20 protein-coding genes and 1 tRNA gene are annotated in these 18,616 nt (G+C 54.6%); 9 read left to right on the forward strand and 12 right to left on the reverse strand.

Going from position 1 to position 18,616, the window contains the following annotated elements; all coding sequences use genetic code 11:
• Positions 1-11: 11 nt before the first annotated feature.
• The 4 genes from dinI to MKleb_RS16560 all read left to right on the forward strand — a co-directional run bounded on the left by dinI (position 12) and on the right by MKleb_RS16560 (position 2,228).
• A complete protein-coding gene (gene dinI / locus MKleb_RS16545; protein ID WP_004101040.1) occupies positions 12-257 on the forward strand; it encodes a DNA damage-inducible protein I in 246 nt (81 codons plus the stop codon).
• Positions 258-543: 286 nt separating this feature from the next.
• On the forward strand, positions 544-798 hold the full coding sequence (gene bssS / locus MKleb_RS16550; protein ID WP_004101039.1) for a biofilm formation regulator BssS: 255 nt from the start codon (positions 544-546) through the stop codon (positions 796-798).
• A 124-nt stretch (positions 799-922) separates the two neighbouring features.
• Positions 923-2,041, forward strand: coding sequence for an N-methyl-L-tryptophan oxidase (solA, locus tag MKleb_RS16555; protein ID WP_025106904.1), 1,119 nt, complete (start codon positions 923-925; stop codon positions 2,039-2,041).
• Between the two features lie 73 nt (positions 2,042-2,114).
• On the forward strand, positions 2,115-2,228 hold the full coding sequence (locus MKleb_RS16560; protein WP_004101037.1) for a YceO family protein: 114 nt from the start codon (positions 2,115-2,117) through the stop codon (positions 2,226-2,228).
• Here MKleb_RS16560 and MKleb_RS16565 read toward each other — a convergent pair.
• Positions 2,214-3,278, reverse strand: coding sequence for an oxygen-dependent tRNA uridine(34) hydroxylase TrhO (locus tag MKleb_RS16565; RefSeq protein ID WP_217076007.1), 1,065 nt, complete (start codon positions 3,276-3,278; stop codon positions 2,214-2,216). The genes MKleb_RS16560 and MKleb_RS16565 overlap by 15 nt on opposite strands.
• A 209-nt stretch (positions 3,279-3,487) precedes the next feature.
• Between MKleb_RS16565 and MKleb_RS16570 the strand changes: the two genes are divergently transcribed.
• The 3 genes from MKleb_RS16570 to MKleb_RS16580 all read left to right on the forward strand — a co-directional run bounded on the left by MKleb_RS16570 (position 3,488) and on the right by MKleb_RS16580 (position 6,323).
• Positions 3,488-4,408, forward strand: coding sequence for a Kdo(2)-lipid IV(A) acyltransferase (locus MKleb_RS16570; protein ID WP_004849864.1), 921 nt, complete (start codon positions 3,488-3,490; stop codon positions 4,406-4,408).
• A gap of 186 nt (positions 4,409-4,594) precedes the next feature.
• Complete coding sequence (gene mdtG, locus MKleb_RS16575) at positions 4,595-5,845, forward strand: multidrug efflux MFS transporter MdtG (protein ID WP_014228827.1); 1,251 nt, start codon at positions 4,595-4,597, stop codon at positions 5,843-5,845.
• 91 nt (positions 5,846-5,936) lie between these two features.
• A complete protein-coding gene (locus tag MKleb_RS16580) occupies positions 5,937-6,323 on the forward strand; it encodes a MysB family protein (RefSeq protein WP_004137236.1) in 387 nt (128 codons plus the stop codon).
• Here MKleb_RS16580 and MKleb_RS16585 read toward each other — a convergent pair whose 3' ends face one another.
• The 3 genes from MKleb_RS16585 to mdoG form a co-directional block, all read right to left on the reverse strand.
• On the reverse strand, positions 6,324-6,551 hold the full coding sequence (locus MKleb_RS16585; protein ID WP_025106903.1) for a YceK/YidQ family lipoprotein: 228 nt from the start codon (positions 6,549-6,551) through the stop codon (positions 6,324-6,326).
• A 66-nt stretch (positions 6,552-6,617) separates the two neighbouring features.
• Complete coding sequence (gene mdoH, locus MKleb_RS16590) at positions 6,618-9,146, reverse strand: glucans biosynthesis glucosyltransferase MdoH (protein ID WP_025106902.1); 2,529 nt, start codon at positions 9,144-9,146, stop codon at positions 6,618-6,620.
• Entirely contained in the window at positions 9,139-10,692 is a 1,554-nt protein-coding gene (gene mdoG, locus MKleb_RS16595; protein ID WP_004101027.1) for a glucans biosynthesis protein MdoG, read from the reverse strand. The genes mdoH and mdoG overlap by 8 nt, the downstream gene beginning before the upstream one ends.
• A gap of 251 nt (positions 10,693-10,943) precedes the next feature.
• Here mdoG and mdoC point away from each other — a divergent pair, with 251 nt between their 5' ends.
• Complete coding sequence (mdoC, locus tag MKleb_RS16600; RefSeq protein ID WP_004849851.1) at positions 10,944-12,104, forward strand: glucans biosynthesis protein MdoC; 1,161 nt, start codon at positions 10,944-10,946, stop codon at positions 12,102-12,104.
• A gap of 36 nt (positions 12,105-12,140) precedes the next feature.
• On the opposite strand, the gene MKleb_RS16605 is transcribed toward mdoC, so the two are convergent.
• The 7 genes from MKleb_RS16605 to ghrA form a co-directional block, all read right to left on the reverse strand.
• On the reverse strand, positions 12,141-12,731 hold the full coding sequence (locus MKleb_RS16605; protein WP_004849849.1) for a TetR/AcrR family transcriptional regulator: 591 nt from the start codon (positions 12,729-12,731) through the stop codon (positions 12,141-12,143).
• Between the two features lie 46 nt (positions 12,732-12,777).
• On the reverse strand, positions 12,778-13,332 hold the full coding sequence (gene ymdB, locus MKleb_RS16610; protein WP_014228822.1) for an O-acetyl-ADP-ribose deacetylase: 555 nt from the start codon (positions 13,330-13,332) through the stop codon (positions 12,778-12,780).
• An 89-nt stretch (positions 13,333-13,421) separates the two neighbouring features.
• On the reverse strand, positions 13,422-13,727 hold the full coding sequence (locus MKleb_RS16615) for a type 1 fimbrial protein (RefSeq protein ID WP_014228821.1): 306 nt from the start codon (positions 13,725-13,727) through the stop codon (positions 13,422-13,424).
• A 289-nt stretch (positions 13,728-14,016) separates the two neighbouring features.
• Positions 14,017-14,508: a DUF1097 domain-containing protein gene (locus MKleb_RS16620; RefSeq protein WP_014228820.1), complete on the reverse strand. Its 492-nt coding sequence runs from the start codon at positions 14,506-14,508 to the stop codon at positions 14,017-14,019.
• Between the two features lie 103 nt (positions 14,509-14,611).
• Positions 14,612-15,166, reverse strand: coding sequence for a TorD/DmsD family molecular chaperone (locus tag MKleb_RS16625; protein ID WP_217076008.1), 555 nt, complete (start codon positions 15,164-15,166; stop codon positions 14,612-14,614).
• A 22-nt stretch (positions 15,167-15,188) separates the two neighbouring features.
• On the reverse strand, positions 15,189-15,926 hold the full coding sequence (locus tag MKleb_RS16630) for a phosphatase (protein WP_025106900.1): 738 nt from the start codon (positions 15,924-15,926) through the stop codon (positions 15,189-15,191).
• Between the two features lie 85 nt (positions 15,927-16,011).
• Positions 16,012-16,950 carry a glyoxylate/hydroxypyruvate reductase GhrA gene (gene ghrA / locus MKleb_RS16635; RefSeq protein WP_014838073.1) on the reverse strand — a complete coding sequence of 313 codons (939 nt, stop codon included), beginning with the start codon at positions 16,948-16,950 and terminating at the stop codon, positions 16,012-16,014.
• A gap of 267 nt (positions 16,951-17,217) precedes the next feature.
• Here ghrA and MKleb_RS16640 point away from each other — a divergent pair.
• Positions 17,218-17,305: transfer RNA gene (locus MKleb_RS16640), tRNA-Ser, on the forward strand.
• Positions 17,306-17,629: 324 nt separating this feature from the next.
• On the opposite strand, the gene MKleb_RS16645 is transcribed toward MKleb_RS16640, so the two are convergent.
• On the reverse strand, positions 17,630-18,535 hold the full coding sequence (locus tag MKleb_RS16645) for a LysR family transcriptional regulator (protein ID WP_217076009.1): 906 nt from the start codon (positions 18,533-18,535) through the stop codon (positions 17,630-17,632).
• Positions 18,536-18,616 lie beyond the last annotated feature (81 nt).

An 18,616-nucleotide genomic window follows, 5' to 3' on the forward strand; every position in this document is an offset into this window, starting at 1 on the left:
AGGGGGCAATTATGCGTATTGAAGTCTCTATCGCCAAATCAACAGCCTTACCCAACGGCGCCTTAGATGCGCTGAACAATGAACTCTCGCGTCGTATCGAACAGCAGTTTCCCTCTACCTCAAGTCAGGTAACGGTTCGGTACGCGGCTAATAACAATCTGTCGGTTATCGGCGGCCTGAAAGAAGACAAAGACCGGATTAGCGAAATCCTGCAAGAAACCTGGGAAAGCGCTGACGACTGGTTTGTCCGCGACTAGTCAATTAAATTTGCTCCCTCATTGTGCAATTTTTTGCCGGGTCGCCCCGGCTTTTTTATTTTTTTCATAGTCAGACTCTCCCCTATTGCTTTTCCTTAGCACCTTCATAAATAACAATTAACCCTCCCTGATCTGCCTAAAAAATCAGCAAATGGGCGCGTATGTATCTCTATTTCATTTAATTTCTCGAGTTTATTCTTGACTACTGATATAATTAACTTGCTTCAAAAAACACGCATTAAACCTCGAGAACTGTTGTCTTTTAACATATGAATAAGGGGTTATGATGGAAAAGAATAATGAAGTCATCCAGACCCATCCCCTCGTCGGATGGGACATCAGCACCGTTGATAGTTACGATGCGCTGATGTTGCGCCTGCACTACCAAAACCCCGCTCAAGAAAGCAGTAGAGACGCAGAGATTGGCCAGACGCTATGGCTAACGACGGACGTCGCACGTCAGTTTATTTCGATTCTGGAAGCAGGTATTGCGAAGATTGAATCTGGCGAATACCAGGAAAATGAGTATCGAAGGCATTAAAATTTAGCGCTAATGTCAGAATATTCACTTAACAGGCACCCTCGGGTGCCTGAATTATTTTCGGGCTTGTATAACAGCAGGTTGTTAATTACCCTGCTAATAAAGCAATAACCTGGAACTCACCATGCAATACGATCTTATCATTATCGGTAGCGGCTCGGTCGGCGCTGCCGCAGGCTATTATGCGCGGCAGGCAGGGCTCAATGTACTGATGATTGATGCCCATCAGCCGCCGCATCAGGAAGGCAGCCATCACGGCAGCACCCGCCTCATTCGTCACGCCTACGGCGAAGGCGAAAGATATGTCCCCCTGGTACTGCGCGCGCAACAGCTATGGGATGAGTTTGCCGCCGCCAGCGGTGAAGCCGTCTTTGAACGTACAGGAGTGATTAACCTCGGGCCTGCCGGTTCCGACTTTCTGCGCAATGTTGCCAGCAGCGCGCGCGAGTTCCAGCTCAATATCGAAGAAATGGATGCGCAGACGGTGATGACTCGCTGGCCGGAAATTCGTATTCCTGATGATTATCGGGCGATATTTGAACCCGCATCCGGCATACTGCGCAGCGAACTGGCCGTTGAAAGCTGGATCCGTCTGGCACGCGAAGCGGGCGCCGCACAGCTCTTCAACTGCCCGGTATCGGCCATTCACCACACGCCGAACGGCGTAACCGTCGATACGCTTGATGGTGAGTACAGCGGCAAAAAACTGCTGGTTAGCGCCGGTACCTGGGTTACCCGGCTGATGCCAGAACTCCCTGTCCAGCCGGTACGTAAAATTTTCGCCTGGTTTCAGGCGGATGGCCGCTACAGCAGCAAAAATAATTTCCCGGCGTTTACCGGTGAGTTAGCGAATGGCGATCAGTTTTACGGTTTCCCGGCAGAAGATAACGAATTGAAAATCGGCAAGCATAACGGCGGGCAGCCTATTTCCACGCCGGAAGAACGTAAGCCGTTTGGTGCCGTTGCAACGGACGGCTCTGAAGCTTTTAGCTTCTTGCGTAATGTGTTGCCCGGTATCGGCGGCTGCCTGCATGGCGCATCCTGTACCTATGACAACACCGCCGACGAGGACTTTATCATTGATACGCTGCCCGGCCAGCCGGATACGCTATTGATTACCGGCCTGAGCGGACACGGCTTTAAGTTCGCACCGGTACTCGGTGAACTGGCCACACGGTTCGCGCTTGAAGAACCCTTTGGGTTTGATCTATCCCCGTTTTCACTGGCGCGGTTTAAGAAATAATCGCCCGCCGTACAACCTGACAACCACGCTAAAGAAACGGCCTCGCTTGAGGCCGTGAATGATGAGAGAGATGATGCGTCGCCTGTTCGAATTACTGGTTAACAACGTCCGCGAACATTTTATGATTTATCTGGCGCTGTGGCTTCTGCTGGCGTTTATCGATCTTATCTGGCTATGGTTTTTCTGAAGGCTCAGGATCCGGGATCCCCAGCTTCGTATTCAACCGACCGCGAGATTTATTAAAGATCTTATTGCCATTCTCGCGGCCGGCGCGCAGTTTTCGCTGCTCCTCTTCCGGCAGCTTATGCTCTTCCATGCAGGCTTCGCTACAGCAGCCGGCGAATTTCTCCGCGCAGGCAGGACACTGAATAAACAGCAGGTGGCAACCATCGTTCAGGCAGTTGGTATGGCTGTCGCAGGGAGCGCCGCACTGATGGCAATGGGCGATAACATCATCTGAGATACGCTCTCCCATACGCTCATCGAATACAAAGTTCTTACCGACAAAGCGAACCGGCAGCCCCTGTTCGCGCGCGCGTCGCGCGTATTCGATAATCCCGCCCTCAATATGCGAGACCTTAGTGAACCCATTGTGCTTCATCCACGCGCTGGCTTTTTCGCAGCGGATACCGCCGGTGCAGTACATCACGATATTTTTATCTTTATGTTCCTGCATCATCTCAACGGCCTTCGGCAGCTGGTCGCGAAACGTATCCGCCGGGATCTCCAGCGCGTTCTCGAAATGGCCGACCTCATATTCGTAATGGTTACGCATATCAATAAAGACCGCATCCGGGTCGTCCAGCATCGCGTTGACTTCCGCAGCCTTTAAATAATCGCCCACGTCCGATGCATCAAACGTCGGATCGTCAATCCCATCCGCGACGATCCGATCGCGTACCTTGAGACGCAGAACCCAGAAGGATTTACCGTCATCATCGAGGGCGATATTCAGGCGCAGGCTATTCAGGGCGGGATCAAAAGCGTATAAGAATTCGCGCAGCGCATCGACCCGGCTTTGCGGAACGCTAATTTGCGCGTTAATACCTTCGTGAGCCAGATAAATTCGGCCAAAAACGTTCAGCTTAGTCAACGCAATCCACAGCGCATCGCGCGTGGCTTTTGGGTCGATAATAGTGAAATATTTATAAAACGAGATCGTCGTGCGCGGCTCGGTCTCAGCCAACATTTGCGCCTTTAACGTCTCATTTGAAATGCGGTTATGTAACACTGGCATGGTGTACCTGCTCGGCATAGTCAATGAGTAAAATAAACGGCGGGCATCATATAGCAAACACGCTTAATTTACATCCCCACATTTTGCGCTACATTTTTCTCACCCATATTTGCTTGCGTTAACATTAAATGCCATCTGCGGCCGGTATTTTGGCTGAGGCATAAAAAAATGCGATAATAGAACACGTTGCTTAATTAAACAGGTATGAGATGACCCATTTACCTAAATTTTCCGCAGCGTTGCTGCACCCGCGTTACTGGTTGCTTTGGCTCGGGATCGGCCTGCTCTGGTTGGTTGTTCAGCTGCCTTATCCGCTGATTTATCGCCTCGGAACCGGTCTTGGCCGCCTCGCCATGCGGCTAATGAAGCGCCGGGCCAAAATAGCCAACCGGAATCTGGAGCTCTGTTTTCCCGATAAGAGCGAACAAGAGCGTCACCGCATGGTCGTGGCAAACTTTGAATCCGTTGGCATGGGGTTAATGGAAACCGGCATGGCCTGGTTCTGGCCGACGAAGCGTATTGCGCGCTGGACTGACTCCATCGGCGTCGAGCATATCCGTGATGTTCAGGCGCAAAAGCGCGGCATTTTGCTGATTGGCATTCATTTCCTCACGCTGGAGATGGGCGCGCGCATGTTCGGTATCAACGAGCCGGGCATTGGCGTTTATCGTCCAAACGATAACCCGGTTATCGACTGGCTGCAGACCTGGGGACGCCTGCGCTCCAACAAAGACATGATCGATCGTAAGGATCTGAAAGGCATGATCCGCGCGCTGAAAAAGGGTGAAGTGATCTGGTATGCGCCGGATCACGACTATGGCCCGGCCGCCAGCGTATTTGTGCCGTTTTTCGCCGTTGACCAGGCCGCGACCACCTCGGGCACCTGGATGCTGGCAAAGATGTCTAAAGCCTGCGTTGTGCCGTTCGTGCCGCGCCGTAAACCGGACGGTAAAGGCTATGAGCTGATTATCCTGCCGCCGGAGTGCGATCCGCCGCTGGACGATGCGGAGACTACCGCCGTCTGGATGAACAAAGTGGTAGAGAAGTGCATATTGATGGCGCCGGAACAGTATATGTGGATGCATCGCCGCTTTAAAACGCGTCCTGAAGGCGTTCCTTCTCGTTACTAGCGCCTCCCGGCGCGCGCTCGCGCAATGACTCCGCATCTGAATCCGGATGCGGGGTAAGCCCCACCGTTCAGGGCCCTCCTTTAGCTTTAAAAGCTCTCCTCCATTGCGGCAACCATTTCTCAGGCGCATAATTAGCAGGCTCATATTTTCAATTATTTGACCTGCGCGGCAGGCCAGTGGAATCCTATGCCCTCTGCTGATACCCCCATTAACTGGAAACGTAATCTCACCGTCACCTGGCTCGGCTGCTTTTTAACCGGCGCCGCCTTTAGCCTGGTGATGCCGTTCCTCCCGCTCTACGTCGAACAACTCGGCGTAACCGGCCATAGCGCCCTCAATATGTGGTCAGGGCTGGTTTTCAGCATTACCTTTTTATTTTCCGCCGTGGCCTCCCCCTTCTGGGGCGGTCTCGCGGACCGCAAAGGGCGCAAAATTATGCTGCTGCGCTCGGCCCTCGGTATGGCAATCGTCATGCTGCTGATGGGCCTGGCGCAGAATATCTGGCAGTTTCTGATCCTGCGCGCGCTGTTAGGTCTGCTCGGCGGATTTATTCCTAACGCCAATGCGCTGATAGCGACGCAAATTCCCCGTCATAAGAGCGGCTGGGCGCTGGGGACTCTCTCTACCGGGGCGGTCAGCGGCGCGCTGCTGGGGCCGCTGGCCGGCGGTTTCCTGGCCGATCACTGGGGATTGCGTACCGTCTTCTTTATGACAGCAGGCGTACTGTTTATTTGTTTCTTATTTACCCTTTTTCTCATCCGCGAAAATTTTGTCGCCGTCAGTAAAAAAGAGATGCTCAGCGCGAAAGACGTTTTCACGTCGCTTAAAAATCCGAAGCTGGTGCTGAGTCTGTTCGTGACATCGCTGATTATCCAGGTGGCTACCGGGTCCATCGCGCCGATTTTGACGCTTTACGTGCGCGATCTCGCCGGCAACGTCAGTAATATTGCGTTTATCAGCGGCATGATAGCTTCAGTCCCCGGTATTGCCGCCCTGCTTAGCGCCCCTCGCCTCGGTAAACTCGGCGACCGTATCGGTCCGGAAAAGATCCTGATCGTTGCGCTGGTGATTTCTGTCCTGCTCCTGATTCCCATGTCGTTTGTCCAGACGCCGCTGCAGCTGGGGATCCTGCGCTTCCTGTTAGGCGCCGCCGACGGCGCGCTGCTGCCGGCAGTGCAAACGCTGCTGGTGTACAACTCCACCAGCCAAATCTCGGGCAGAATATTCAGCTATAACCAGTCGTTCCGCGATATCGGCAACGTCACGGGCCCGCTCATCGGCGCATCGGTTTCCGCCAACTACGGCTTCCGGGCAGTCTTTTTAGTCACCGCCGGTGTGGTGCTGTTCAATGCGGTCTACTCGACCCTGACCCTCGGTCGCTCCCGCCGCCCCCGGGCAACGGACAATCCGGGTTCCGGCACGCATTCGGTAAATTAATGTCCGTGTGGCGTTCACCTCCTTGACGCATTGCCAACCGCCTTCTATAGATTGAATCGTGTTCATTTCTATTCATCTTAGGAGGTTAGCCATGCCAAAGGATTCGATGTTCTATGCCACGCTTGAAGAAGCAATCGATGCAGCCCGCGAGGAGTTTCTGGCTAATAATCCCGATAGCGACGAAGAGAGCGCCAGCATTGAGCAGCTAAATATCCAGAAGTACGTACTCCAGGACGGTGATATTGCCTGGCAGGCCGAATTTTTCGCCGACGAGGATGAACAGGGCGAATGTCTGCCGGTCCTCAGCGGTCAGGCTGCGCAGAGCGTCTTTGACGGCGATTATGATGAGATTGAGCTTCGCCAGGAGTGGCTGGAAGAAAACACGCTGCATGAATGGGATGAAGGCGAGTTTCAGCTTGAACCCTCTCTCGATACCGAGGAGGGCCAGGCTGCCGCCGATGAATGGGATGAACGCTAATTAGTTATAGGGGCCGTGGCTGGCGTCAAGCGGCAGCAGTAGCGTATCAAACACCAGCGAAAAGGGCAGATCGAGAATAGTGATATAGCGCCATGCTGAATCACGAACATCCCACTGAACGCCGGGATAGTACTGGTTTCCATGGCCCTGGCCAGGCACTGTGCGGCTGATAATACTCCCGCAGCCGCTGAGAAACAGCGCCATTGCGATAACCAGTAAAACTCTCATCAACAACCTCGATTTTCAGGTAAAAAAATACCGGCACCATTGCCGGTATTTTCCTTAACGTACGGCTTACTTCGTTTTTAACGCCAGCGGATTCAACGTCAGCTGCTGATAGGCGCCGACCCACGAAGAGTATTTCTCCGGCGCGGCCCACACGCGATAGTGCAAGCGTGACATCGTGACCGGGTCGCTCAGCAATACCAGACGACGATCGCGGTTTAGTTTATCCGGCGTCTCGTTCAACGCCTGCTCAACGTGACGTTCGCGAGCGATATCCAGAATATGCCCGTGACGGTGGCGCGCGGTGGCCATCGCCGTTGCCAGCGCGTTAAACGACGGGTTAAATACCGCATGCATAAAGCCGTCGTCCAGCGAACGCTGACGGTTAAGCGTCAGGTAAGCGTCAGTATCTTTAAGCACCTGCGGCGGGGAGTACTCTTCCGGGATCAGGAACAGCTTCCAGCGTTTAGTGCGCAGGCCGATGGTGGCGCGGCTGGAAAGGGCCGACACGAACGGCGACAGAATCAGCGACACCACAATCGGCGCCAGCCAGAACAGGAAGCGCAGATCCAGCCATGCCATGCCCACCGCCCAGACCAGACCCAACAGCATCTGCGAGCCGTGACGCATAAACGCTTCGCCCCACGGGGTAGAGTCGTCATCACGCTGCGGCGAGTTCCACACCACTTCCCAGCCGAGGAACGCGCTGACCACAAACACGGTATGGAACAGCATACGCACCGGCGCCAGCAGCACCGAAAAGAGCACCTCCAGCAGCAGAGAAAGGGTCACGCGGATAAATCCGCCGTACTCTTTTGGCCCTTTACACCACACCAGGATAATACTCAGCAGCTTCGGCAGAAACAGCAGCACCATGGTGGAAGCAAACAGGGCAATGGCCAGCTCCGGACGCCACTGCGGCCAGACCGGGAACAGCTGCCGCGGCTGCAGAAAGTACTGCGGTTCGGTCAACGCATGCACCACCTGCAGGGCAGTTGAGAGCGCAAGGAACATAAACCACAGCGGCGCCGACAGGTATGACATCACGCCGGTCAGGAACACCGCGCGGTGAACCGGGTGCATCCCTTTAACCAGGAACAGGCGGAAGTTCATCAGGTTCCCCTGACACCAGCGGCGATCGCGCTTCAGCTCGTCCAGCAGGTTCGGCGGCAGCTCTTCATAAGATCCGGGGAGATCGTAAGCAATCCAGACCCCCCATCCGGCGCGACGCATCAATGCGGCTTCGACGAAGTCGTGCGACAGAATGGAACCCGCGAAGTTACCCTCACCCGGCAGCGGCGCGAGGGCACAGTGCTCAATAAACGGTTTCACCCGGATAATGGCGTTGTGTCCCCAGTAGTGCGACTCACCCAGCTGCCAGAAGTGCAGCCCTGCGGTAAACAGCGGGCCGTAGACGCGGGTGGCAAATTGCTGACAGCGAGCATACAGCGTATCCATGCCCGACGCGCGAGGCGATGACTGGATGATACCGGCATTCGGGTTCGCTTCCATCAGGCGCACCAGGCCGCTCAGGCACTCACCGCTCATGACGGAGTCGGCATCCAGCACCACCATGTAACTATACTGGCTACCCCAACGGCGGCAGAAATCATCAATGTTACCGCTTTTGCGCTTCACGCGGCGGCGGCGGCGGCGATAGAAGATCTGCCCTTCGCCCTGCACTTCGGCAATGAGCTCCATCCACGCCTTTTGCTCTGCCACGCAGATATCCGGGTTGTAGCTATCGCTCAGGATATAGACATCAAAGTGCTCGGCGTTGCCGCTGGCCTTTACCGACTCCCAGGTCGCACGCAGGCCGGCGAATACGCGGTCAACGTCTTCGTTGCAGATCGGCATGATCAGCGCCGTGCGATGCTCCGGGTTCAACGGCTCATTCCCGACGGTCGAGGCTGAGATACTGTACTTATCACGCCCGATGAGCAGCTGCAGGAAGCCCATCAGCGCGGTCCAGAATCCCGCTGAGACCCAGCAAAAAAGCACGGCGAACAGGATCAGGATCCCCGACTGCAGCACATAGGGCAGCAGCTGCATAAAGGAGATCCACAGGTTCTGCCCCACCATATCCGCCGGGTTAATCAGCGCCCAGCCCTGGTAGGGCAAAATGGTTTTCATATACCACGTCGCCACCACGGTCTGCGCCAGCGTCAGCAGCAGAAGAATGTAGCGGCGGATAGAGCCGACGGTACGCCATTTCTGCTCGCTCTCCTGCTCTTCCTGGCTCAGGCGAGAAAGATAGCGCGGCGTCACGTCGCGTCCGCGCAGCCGATCCCAGAAGCGCCCGACCGGGTTAGTCCGCCAGGGGTCCGGAAACATGGAGGAGCGTTTTGCTTTCGGCATGGCGTTGAGCTGAGTGCGCCCTTCGTCATCCTTAACCAGCTGGTTACCGGCCAGTGAATCTGGCCAGCTGTGCTCCAGCCGCGATTTTACCGACCCCAGCGGGGAGTCGTCTTCGCGGTGGTAAACGTGATGTTCAGCGTCCAGTGCTTGATGTACGGCCTGCAGACTTGCGTCAGGTAACGCGCGTTTTTCTGCATCCGACAGCGGCAATGCGTCGATGTACTTCGTTATCTTATTCATTGGCAGGCAGCTGATAGCTCCAGGTTTCGCTCAGCGTCTGGTCGGTATTGACCAGGGCTGCGCGCATATCCGTGGTTTTCTTAGGATCTTTCACTTTGACGCGCAGGATCATACGCCAGCCTTTCGTTACTGGGTTGTAGCGCACGGTATTTTCGACGATTTCAGCGTTATCGCCGATGCTGGCCTGGGCAGTCACTGGCGTATCTGCGGGCAGCTTTTTCATCTCGGCGCCGGTGAAATCGACAATAAAGGCAATGGTGCCATCAGGCTGGCGGATCAGATTCGATTGCTTGACGTCACCGGTAGAACGGCGGGTCTGCATAACGTAAGCGTTATCCGGCGCATGCAGTTTGTCTTCGTCACGGCTGAAAGTGATGGTGTATTTGAAGTTCATCTCTTTGCCGGGTTCCGGCAGCTGATCCGGCGTCCAGTAGGTGACGATGTTATCGTTGGTTTCATCGTTGGTTGGGATCTCGACCAGTTCGATTTTCCCTTTGCCCCAATCACCTTTCGGCGTAATCCACGCGCTTGGGCGCAGATCGTAGCGGTCGTCGAGGTCTTCAAAACGCGAGAACTGACGGCCGCGCTGCAGCAGGCCAAACCCCTGCGGGTTTTCCATTGCGTAGCTGCTGACGGCCAGGTGTTTCGGGTTATTGAGCGGACGCCAGATCCACTCACCGTTACCGGCAAGAATGGACAGCCCGTTGGAGTCGTGCAGCGCCGGGCGGTAGTTGGTGGTCGGAGACGGCTGATGCGGCCCGAACAGGAACATGCTGGTTAACGGCGCCACGCCCAGTTTACCGACTTTGTCACGCAGATAGACCTTAGACTGCACGTCCACCACGGTATCGCGACCGGGCATGATCACAAAGCGATAGGCGCCGGTTGCGCGCGGGGAATCAAGCAGCGCATAAATCGTCAGGCGTTTATCGGTGGCTTTAGGACGCTCAATCCAGAACTCACGGAAGCGCGGGAACTCTTCTCCGGACGGCAGCGCGGTATCGATAGCCAGTCCGCGGGCAGAAAGCCCATATACCTGGCCCTGACCGAGCACGCGGAAATAGCTGGCTCCGAGCATGCTGACGATCTCATCGTTCTTGTCTTTGCTGTTGATCGGATACAGAACCTTAAAGCCCGCAAAACCGAGGTCTTTAACCGTGTCTTTATCGTGCTGAACGTTGCCAAAATTAAAATAGTCCGGGCTATATTTAATTTTACGTACGCTGGTTGCCGTCACTTCATTAATGGTGACCGGCGTATCGAAATACATTCCCTGGTGATAAAACTCGAGCTTGAACGGGCTTTTCAGATTATTCCAATAGGCTTTGTCGTGATTAAACTGAATTTGCTGATAGTCCGCATACTTCATGTCGCGGAAGGCAGAGGGCAGGTTACTTTTAGGCGCTTCAAAGCCTTTGCCGGCTAACGTTTGTGCCTCTTTTGCGACGTCATCAATGCTGAATGCCCATGCAGATGAAGTACACAGGGACAACATTACGGCTGCGCTTAACCAACGCATTTTCATCATCTGTGGTTTATGTTTCATATAAGTAAGCACTTCCCCCTTTGTGTGCTTAAATCGATCCGATCTATTTTAATGGAAACTCAGGCATTCCGACAACATAATCCCTGCATTGTTCGGCATCGCGGCACAGGGAATACACAGTTACTGCCCCGTTTGCACTTTGCGTGCTTATCCTGGAGACAGTTAACCAGAGTTCATGTAGGGTTGCAGAGAATTTAAACGTTATCACGTTGAGTGATAAGACGAATTGTCTGAGAATGTAGTGATATTGTATGAATAATACTCCGGTACAGCGTGAATATTTTTTCGATAGCATCCGCGCCTGGCTGATGCTATTGGGCATCCCTTTTCACATTTCGCTCATTTACTCCAGCCACAGCTGGCATGTTAACAGCGCCGAGCCCTCGTGGTGGCTGACGTTATTTAACGACTTCATCCATGCCTTTCGCATGCAGGTCTTCTTTGTGATTTCCGGCTATTTTTCCTACATGCTTTTTCTGCGCTATCCGCTGAAAAAATGGTGGAAAGTACGCGTTGAGCGCGTCGGCATTCCCATGTTAACGGCGATCCCGCTCCTGACCCTGCCGCAGTTTATTATGCTGCAGTACGTCAACGGTAAAGCGGATAACTGGCATACGCTGTCAGGCTATGACAAGTTCAACACCCTCGCCTGGGAGCTGATCTCTCATCTGTGGTTTTTGTTGGTGCTGGTGGTCCTGACGTCGCTGGGCGTGGTGATGTTCAAATGGCTGACGCGACCGCGTTCTGCCGCTGCGCCCACCTTTGGTGACACCGTCACATTAGGCCAGCTGTCGATGATTTTTCTCGCTCTGGGCGTGCTGTACGCGGTCATCCGCCGCACTATTTTTATTCTCTATCCGCCCATTCTCAGCAACGGTCTGTTCAACTTTATCGTGATGCAGACGCTGTTCTATCTGCCTTTCTTTATCCTGGGCGCCCAGACGTTTATTAACGCGCGGCTGAAGACGATGTTCACGACTCCCTCGCCGTGGTGCTTTGTGGCGGCTTTACTGGGATTTATCGCCTACCGACTGAATCAGCAGTACGGCTCGGGCGATGGCTGGATGTACGAAACGGAGTACGTGATTACGATGGTGCTGGGGCTATGGATGGTCAACGTGGTCTTTTCGCTTGGCCACCGTTTGTTAAATTTCCAGTCCGCGCGGGTGACCTACTTCGTCAACGCATCGCTATTTATCTACCTGGTGCACCACCCTCTGACCCTGCTCTACGGGGCATGGATAACCCCGGTCATTCAATCAAATACCCTTGGATTTATCACCGGGCTGGTTTTTGTTGTCGGGATTGCACTGGTGCTGTATGAAATTCATCTGCGGATACCGCTGTTGCGCTTTCTTTTTTCCGGAAAATTCCAGCAAAAGACGGCTAAGCCGCAAATTTCCGCCAGTTAAAACAGGGAGCTGCTGTGTGGAACGCACATAGCAGCGCTATTTTTGCGCAAACAACAGCTGAAAGACATCGCGGTACAGGCTCTCCATCGCCGCTTTATCTACCGTCGGAGCCGTCGCCAGGTCGCAACGGTATGCCGCCCCTTCCGTTAATATCGCGATAAATTCGCAGGCGACGCTAATTTGCTCCGCGGTCATCTCAGGATGGTAGTGGCGGGTAAGCCGCCCGCCCTCCTCTTTCAGGCGACGATCGGCCTGGATCATAATTTCACGCAGGCGCGGATTTCGGGACGCCTCGGCGTTAATTTCCATCAGCAGATAATTATCGTTTTTCGTAGACTCGGTCGCGGGGAGCACGCCGGCTAAAACTGAAGCCATGCGGGCTAAATCATGATTCCCGGCAACCATTTCGCCCACTCTGGCATTCACGATCTCGCTGACGATAACTTCGATGATCTCTTCTTTGCTGGCGAAAACGCGATATAGCTGGCCTACGCTAAGGCCAGCCTGACGCGCAATATCCGCTACGGAGGCGCCATGCAGGCCCTTTTCCGCGAAACATTTTTGTGCCGCGGCAACAATTTCCATCCGGCGAAGCCGTTGTTTTTGTAGAACCTTCCCTTCAGTCACCGATGACTCTCCCATTATGATAGTTTCCCGTCTTCGCAGGAAACTATCATATCTTATTCTGATGGCCGAGTTGCGCGCGACTCGCCTCGAGTAATTGGGTATAGATGCCGGCGGTTTCGCTATCAAAACAAACGAAATAAACGCGCTCCAGCGGATTGTAGCGAGTGAGAAAGGCAGTTACCGTCCGCACGGCTATCTCCGCGGCGGCCTGTTTAGGGTAACCATATACGCCGGTGCTGATAGCAGGAAATGCGATGGATCGGTAATTATTTGCCGAGGCCAGCAGCAGGCTATTTTTGTAAACGTCAGCCAGTAATTCCGCCTCCTGTCTGTCACCGCCGTGCCAGACCGGCCCTACGGCGTGAATCACCGCGCTGGCGGGCAGATTTCCTGCCGCCGTAATCACCGCATGACCCGGCGGACACTCTCCCTGCTGTTGCCGCACAACTTTGCAGGCAGCCAGCAATTCCGGCCCTGCCGCGCGGTGAATCGCCCCGTCCACCCCGCCGCCGCCAAGCAGCGACGGATTAGCCGCGTTGACGATAACATCGACCTCAAGCCTGGTAATATCGCCGAGAACCACTTCAGGTTGAACAGCCATTTCTCCTCCTGTCGGCATACGTCTTGAAAGGAATACAGGAGGATAATATGGCACGATAGCCCCCGGGGCGAAAGCCCGGGGGCAGAGGGTTACCGATAATCAACATCCAGAATGGCGAGGGTCCGTTGCGGATTAATATAGCGTAATTGCGCAGAACGGATATTTTCGTTGCGGATATTCCCTTTCTCAAGCTGCTGAGCGGAAATTTTAATCGTCTCCGCCCGCGGGCAATCCATAATAACCTGATTATTGATTGCATCGAGCTGGCAGGGTGCTTCCACCACCCGTCCGTAAAAATGGACGACGCCAGCCACGGTCTGTTCGGCGATCGCAGGGCTAATAAACGAGGGTAATATAAACAGGGCTGCAAGCGAAGCATATCTAATTGTTTTCATTATAAAACTCCTCTGCATATCGGTATAGCTACTGAAGAGCACCAGCCATCCATGAGTGCGACGAGTTAATTTTTTTTACTTCAATTTAATTATATTAACAATTTAAAAACAAAAAATATCATTTGTTTAAATGTGCTAACAAAATCGATTCACTAACTCCCGGTACAGTTAAAGTTGCGGATATATAAGGAAAAACAAAATGGCGGGAAGATTTATGATGAGGTAATACCTGGCAGCAAAAACAGCCAAAGAGCCCGACGGGCTCTTTGGTGATGAAAAGTGGGATAGGTTAAAAAGATTCGCGACTTTGATTAGCCAGAGATTTATTTTTCTCCGCCCGGGTCGCCAGCCACAGGCCGCTATTTTTCATGGCATAGCCAAATACCAGGCCCAGCGCGAGTGAAGGCACAACTAAACGCCAGTCGCCGCCGGCGGCAAACGTCGCACACGCGCCGATAAAAGTACCCGGCACAAAAGAGAGAATCAGCTGGCGCGCCTGGATACACATTAAAAACGCCACGACGCCGGTCATGATATAGCTAACCACTTCCAGCTGCGGCGCCAGCGCGCTACCGTGAATAATCACCAGCGCCCACACCACGCCGCTCATGACCGTACAGGTCGAAATAAGCAGCCCTTTTAACCCACCTTGCGGACAGGCAAAGTAAGCCGTACAGCCGAGGAAACCTGCCCAGCTCAGCAGACCCAATGCGACCGCCACCCATCCCCAGATACCGGAGAGAATGCCCGTCGTTAATGCGATTGCGAAGAGTATGTTCATGGCGCGTATCATAGCAGAAACGCGCCCGTCAAATGCGACACAGAGCACACTAAATGAAATTCAGAATGTTTTGTTGCAACTAAATTGTGACCTTAATCACAATTTATTGCTCATTTTCTTCCTGCAGCTCATCCCACATGGCGGAGAGGGCTTCACGAGTCAGCGGGGCCATGGCGCGCCAGAACGGCGTGGTTGCATGGGCTTCAACTTTGCCCAGGAACTCGCCGCACCACGGCAGAATATACTCAGCGAAAAGGGTTTCCAGAACGTCGCGTTCATCTTCCGGCGCGTGATCTTCCAGCCACGAAGCGGCCAGCAGCAAGGAGCCTAAATGATCCGCGGCGCCCTCCCCCGTGGGGACACCATGCGCGCTGAGGAAAGTACGAACGTCAGCTTCCGTAGCGCCTTCTACCCATGCGCTACGGTAAGGCGCCACGCGGCACTCTTCACCGACAAACAGCGCGTTGTATTCGGCGGCCAGAGACGGCATATCGCAGCTTTTTTGCAGACGCTCCAGCAGTTCATCCTGCTCCAGCGGCCAGCTCGCTGCCAGCTTCCCTTCGCGAATAAGGGTAAACAGCGGCACCAGCAGCGGGTCCTGCGGCTGACGATAATAGAGAGAGCCCAGCACGCGGCAGAGGATTGAAAACTCGTTCATTCATTTATTCCAGTTATTCAAATTAAAGTTCAGCAAACTCAGGAATCGCAGGCATCCCACGCGATTCAAGAAAATTAAGCAGACGCCGCGGCGTCACGTTAAGAATTCGCTCTTCCGGAAAATCAACAGCATCGAGGATTTTGCGACATTCGCTAAATTCACCAAGCGTGAATGCCGTATGGGAATCCGAGCCCAGCGCAACCCAGCCGCCGGCATCGCGTACGGCCGCGGCAACGGCACGGCAGTTATCTTCGCTGCCAATGCGCGACGAAACAAAGGATGAGTTATTGATTTCCAGCGCCACGTGGTGCTTCGCTGCTGCCGCGGCAATGGCCGGGATATCAACGGGAAACTTAGGATTACCCGGATGGCTAATGATATGCACCGCGCCGCTCGCTATCGTGGCGATCATCGCTTCGGTATGCGTTGCTTTATCCTTTGGAGGAAACACCGGCTCGTGAAAACCGGCAATGATCAGGTCCAGCGAGTTGAGCATCGGGCCGGTACAGTCAATTTCGCCCTGGGTATTTTTGATATTGGCTTCGATACCGCGCAGGATACCAACGCCCTCTACCAGCCGCGGCCAGATACGCATATTAATAAAATGCCAGTAGTGAGGCGCATCGGCCATATCGGGCCCGTGGTCGGTAATGGCAAAAAGTTTGATCCCCTTGCGCTTTGCTTCTGCAATATAATCGTGCAGGGTACTGTAGGCGTGGGTGCTGGCGACGGTATGCATGTGCAGGTCAACAGGATACATCACAATCTCCTTCTCTGTTTGTGGCAAGAATAGCAGGAATCTGCGCCTGTGATCAGCAAAAACCCCGCTCACGCGGGGCTGTCGCTTAGTATCCCAGCTGGCGATCGACCTGCCCGCTGACCGTTTCACCTCGTTCTAACTGACCGATGGTTTTGGCGATATAAGCCATGGCTTCCAGAGGCCGGGTGACGGCGGCAACATGCGGCGTCATCGCCACTCGCGGATGCCGCCAAAGCGGGCTCGCTTCAGGCAGCGGTTCGCGGCTGTACACATCCAGCATCGCGCCTTTCAACTTGCCGCTATTCAGCGCGTCCAGCAGATCGTCTTCCACCACATGAACACCGCGAGCCAGATTCAGCACGTAGCTGTTATCCGGCAGCTGCGCCAGGCGCGCGCTATTAATAATTCCAACGGTTTCCGCCGTGTTGGGCAGCAGGTTTATCAGCACTCGTGTTCCGTTGAGGAACGCATTCAGCTCCTCTTCTCCGGCAAAGCTGGTGACCTGCGGCCAGGATTTGCGGCTGCGGCTCCAGATGCGTAACGGAAAACCCCAGCTTTGCAGGGCTTCGGCCACTTTCGCGCCAAGCACGCCCGCGCCCATAATGCCAATGGTGAAATCTTCACGCTGATACTCCTCCAGCGGCTGCCACCGCGCCTCTTGTTTTAATGCCTGATAGTCATCAAAACGACGGAACCAGTGCAACACCTGGCTCACCGCGTATTCTTGCATCTGCAGCCCCATGCCGGTGTCTTCCAGACGGAACAGCGGAGTTGACAGCGGCAGCATTTCCGGGTGTTCCCGCAGTTTGCTGAGGATTGAATCGACGCCGGCGCCAAGGGCAAAGACGGCTTTAAGCTGGCGGCCCTGGAGCATTTCTACCGGCGGATGCCAGACCAGCGCATAGTCAGCGGGTTGATTATCTCCGGGTTTCCACTCGCGGACGCGCGAGCCGGGCAGCTGTTTTTCCAGTTCCGTAATCCAGAAAGGGGTGTCGAACGTGGGGTGGTAAAAGATGATATCCATAAAGGCTCCTGATAGCCGACGCTGCTGGCAGGTTAGGTTAGCGTCGCGTTTTACTCGTTGTTTTCTATTGGATTGCCAGCATAGCAAATTTCATTCGCCGAGCGTGCGAAAAAGGGAATGGCGATAAAAAAATCGATTTTCGCCCATTTAGGGAGCAAGTTGCTTGAAGTTTGGCTAAACGCGCGATTTTTTAAAAAAGTTGATTGACGGGAGATACGTATTTCCCTAAATTAGCGCCCGTCCCGGCAACAACGGGAAAGACAATATGGTGAGGTGTCCGAGTGGCTGAAGGAGCACGCCTGGAAAGTGTGTATACGGCAACGTATCGGGGGTTCGAATCCCCCCCTCACCGCCATATTTTAAGAAGAGCTCGTACGCAAGTACGGGCTTTTTTTCGTATATAGCACCCCGTCCGGTAGCCCGGACAGATGCGCAGCATCGCCTCCGGGAAATTCTGCTACTCCATGCTCTTCTCCCGGGGGCTGCGCGATGCGCCTGCCCGGGCTACAGCACCGCAGATTGCCGATAGCCCGTAGCCCGGGTAAGGCGTTTACGCCGCAACCCGGGGAATATGCCGTGACGCGGTATTGCTGTGGCTTCTTCCCGGCTTGCGCTGCGCTTAGCCGGGCTACCGGGCCGCAGATTGCCGGTAATCCGAGCGCCGGGATTATGGCAAATGCTAATCCTCTTCCATCCGCTGATACTCTTCGCTGAGAAAATCCACCAGCGCCCTGACCGAGGGGAGTAATCCGCGACGAGAGGCAAACACCGCATGGATCACCTCCCTGCGCGGTTGCCACTCATCGAGGACAACCACCAGCTCTCCGGCGGCCAACTGATCGCGCACCATTAATAAAGGAAGCTGTACCACCCCAACGCCGGCAATGGCCGCTTCACGGAGCGCCAGCATATCCGTGGTGACCAGCCGGGGAGTAAAGTAGATTTCCGCCCTTGCCCCCTCCGGGCCGGTCAACTGCCACTTATGCTGATGCTTGCCCGCCCCGAGGCTTAACCCCGGCCAATCGCTTAGCGCTGAAGGAACCTGAGGCTGCCCCTGCCGCTCCGCCAACCGGGGGCTGGCGACCAGACGGTGCCCGCGATCGGCCAGAACACGCATCACCAGATCGCTATCTTCTATCGGCCTTGGACGTACGCGAATCGCGACGTCGACGCCCTCTCCAACAACATCAACGCGTCGGTTAGTCGCTTCCAGCTGCAGATTCACGCCCGGATAGCGCACCATAAACCGTGCCAGCATCGGCCCGATATGCGCATGCAATAGCGTTACCGGGCAGGTCAGCTTTACGCTCCCGCGCGGCTCGGAACGCAGGGTTTCCACCGCCTGTTCTGCCGCTTCCGCCTCGATCAGCATCGCTTTGCAGTGCTGATAAAAGGTCAGGCCAACTTCCGTTACCGCAAACTGCCGGGTTGTACGTTGAATCAAACGGACGCCGAGGCGTTCTTCTAGCTGGGCGATACGACGGCTCAACTTGGATTTGGGTTGATCGAGCGCCCTGCCCGCCGCGGCAAAACCACCGTGATCGATCACCTGTACGAACCAGGCTAAGTCATTGAGATCCTGCATCCTTCCCCCATCGTTCCATTTTTAGAACAGTATAGGTCATTTTTGCTATCTAGCGGACTATTAGTGGCGAATATATGCTTA

Source organism: Klebsiella sp. PL-2018 (assembly GCF_019048985.1).
Lineage (GTDB): Bacteria > Pseudomonadota > Gammaproteobacteria > Enterobacterales > Enterobacteriaceae > Klebsiella > Klebsiella michiganensis.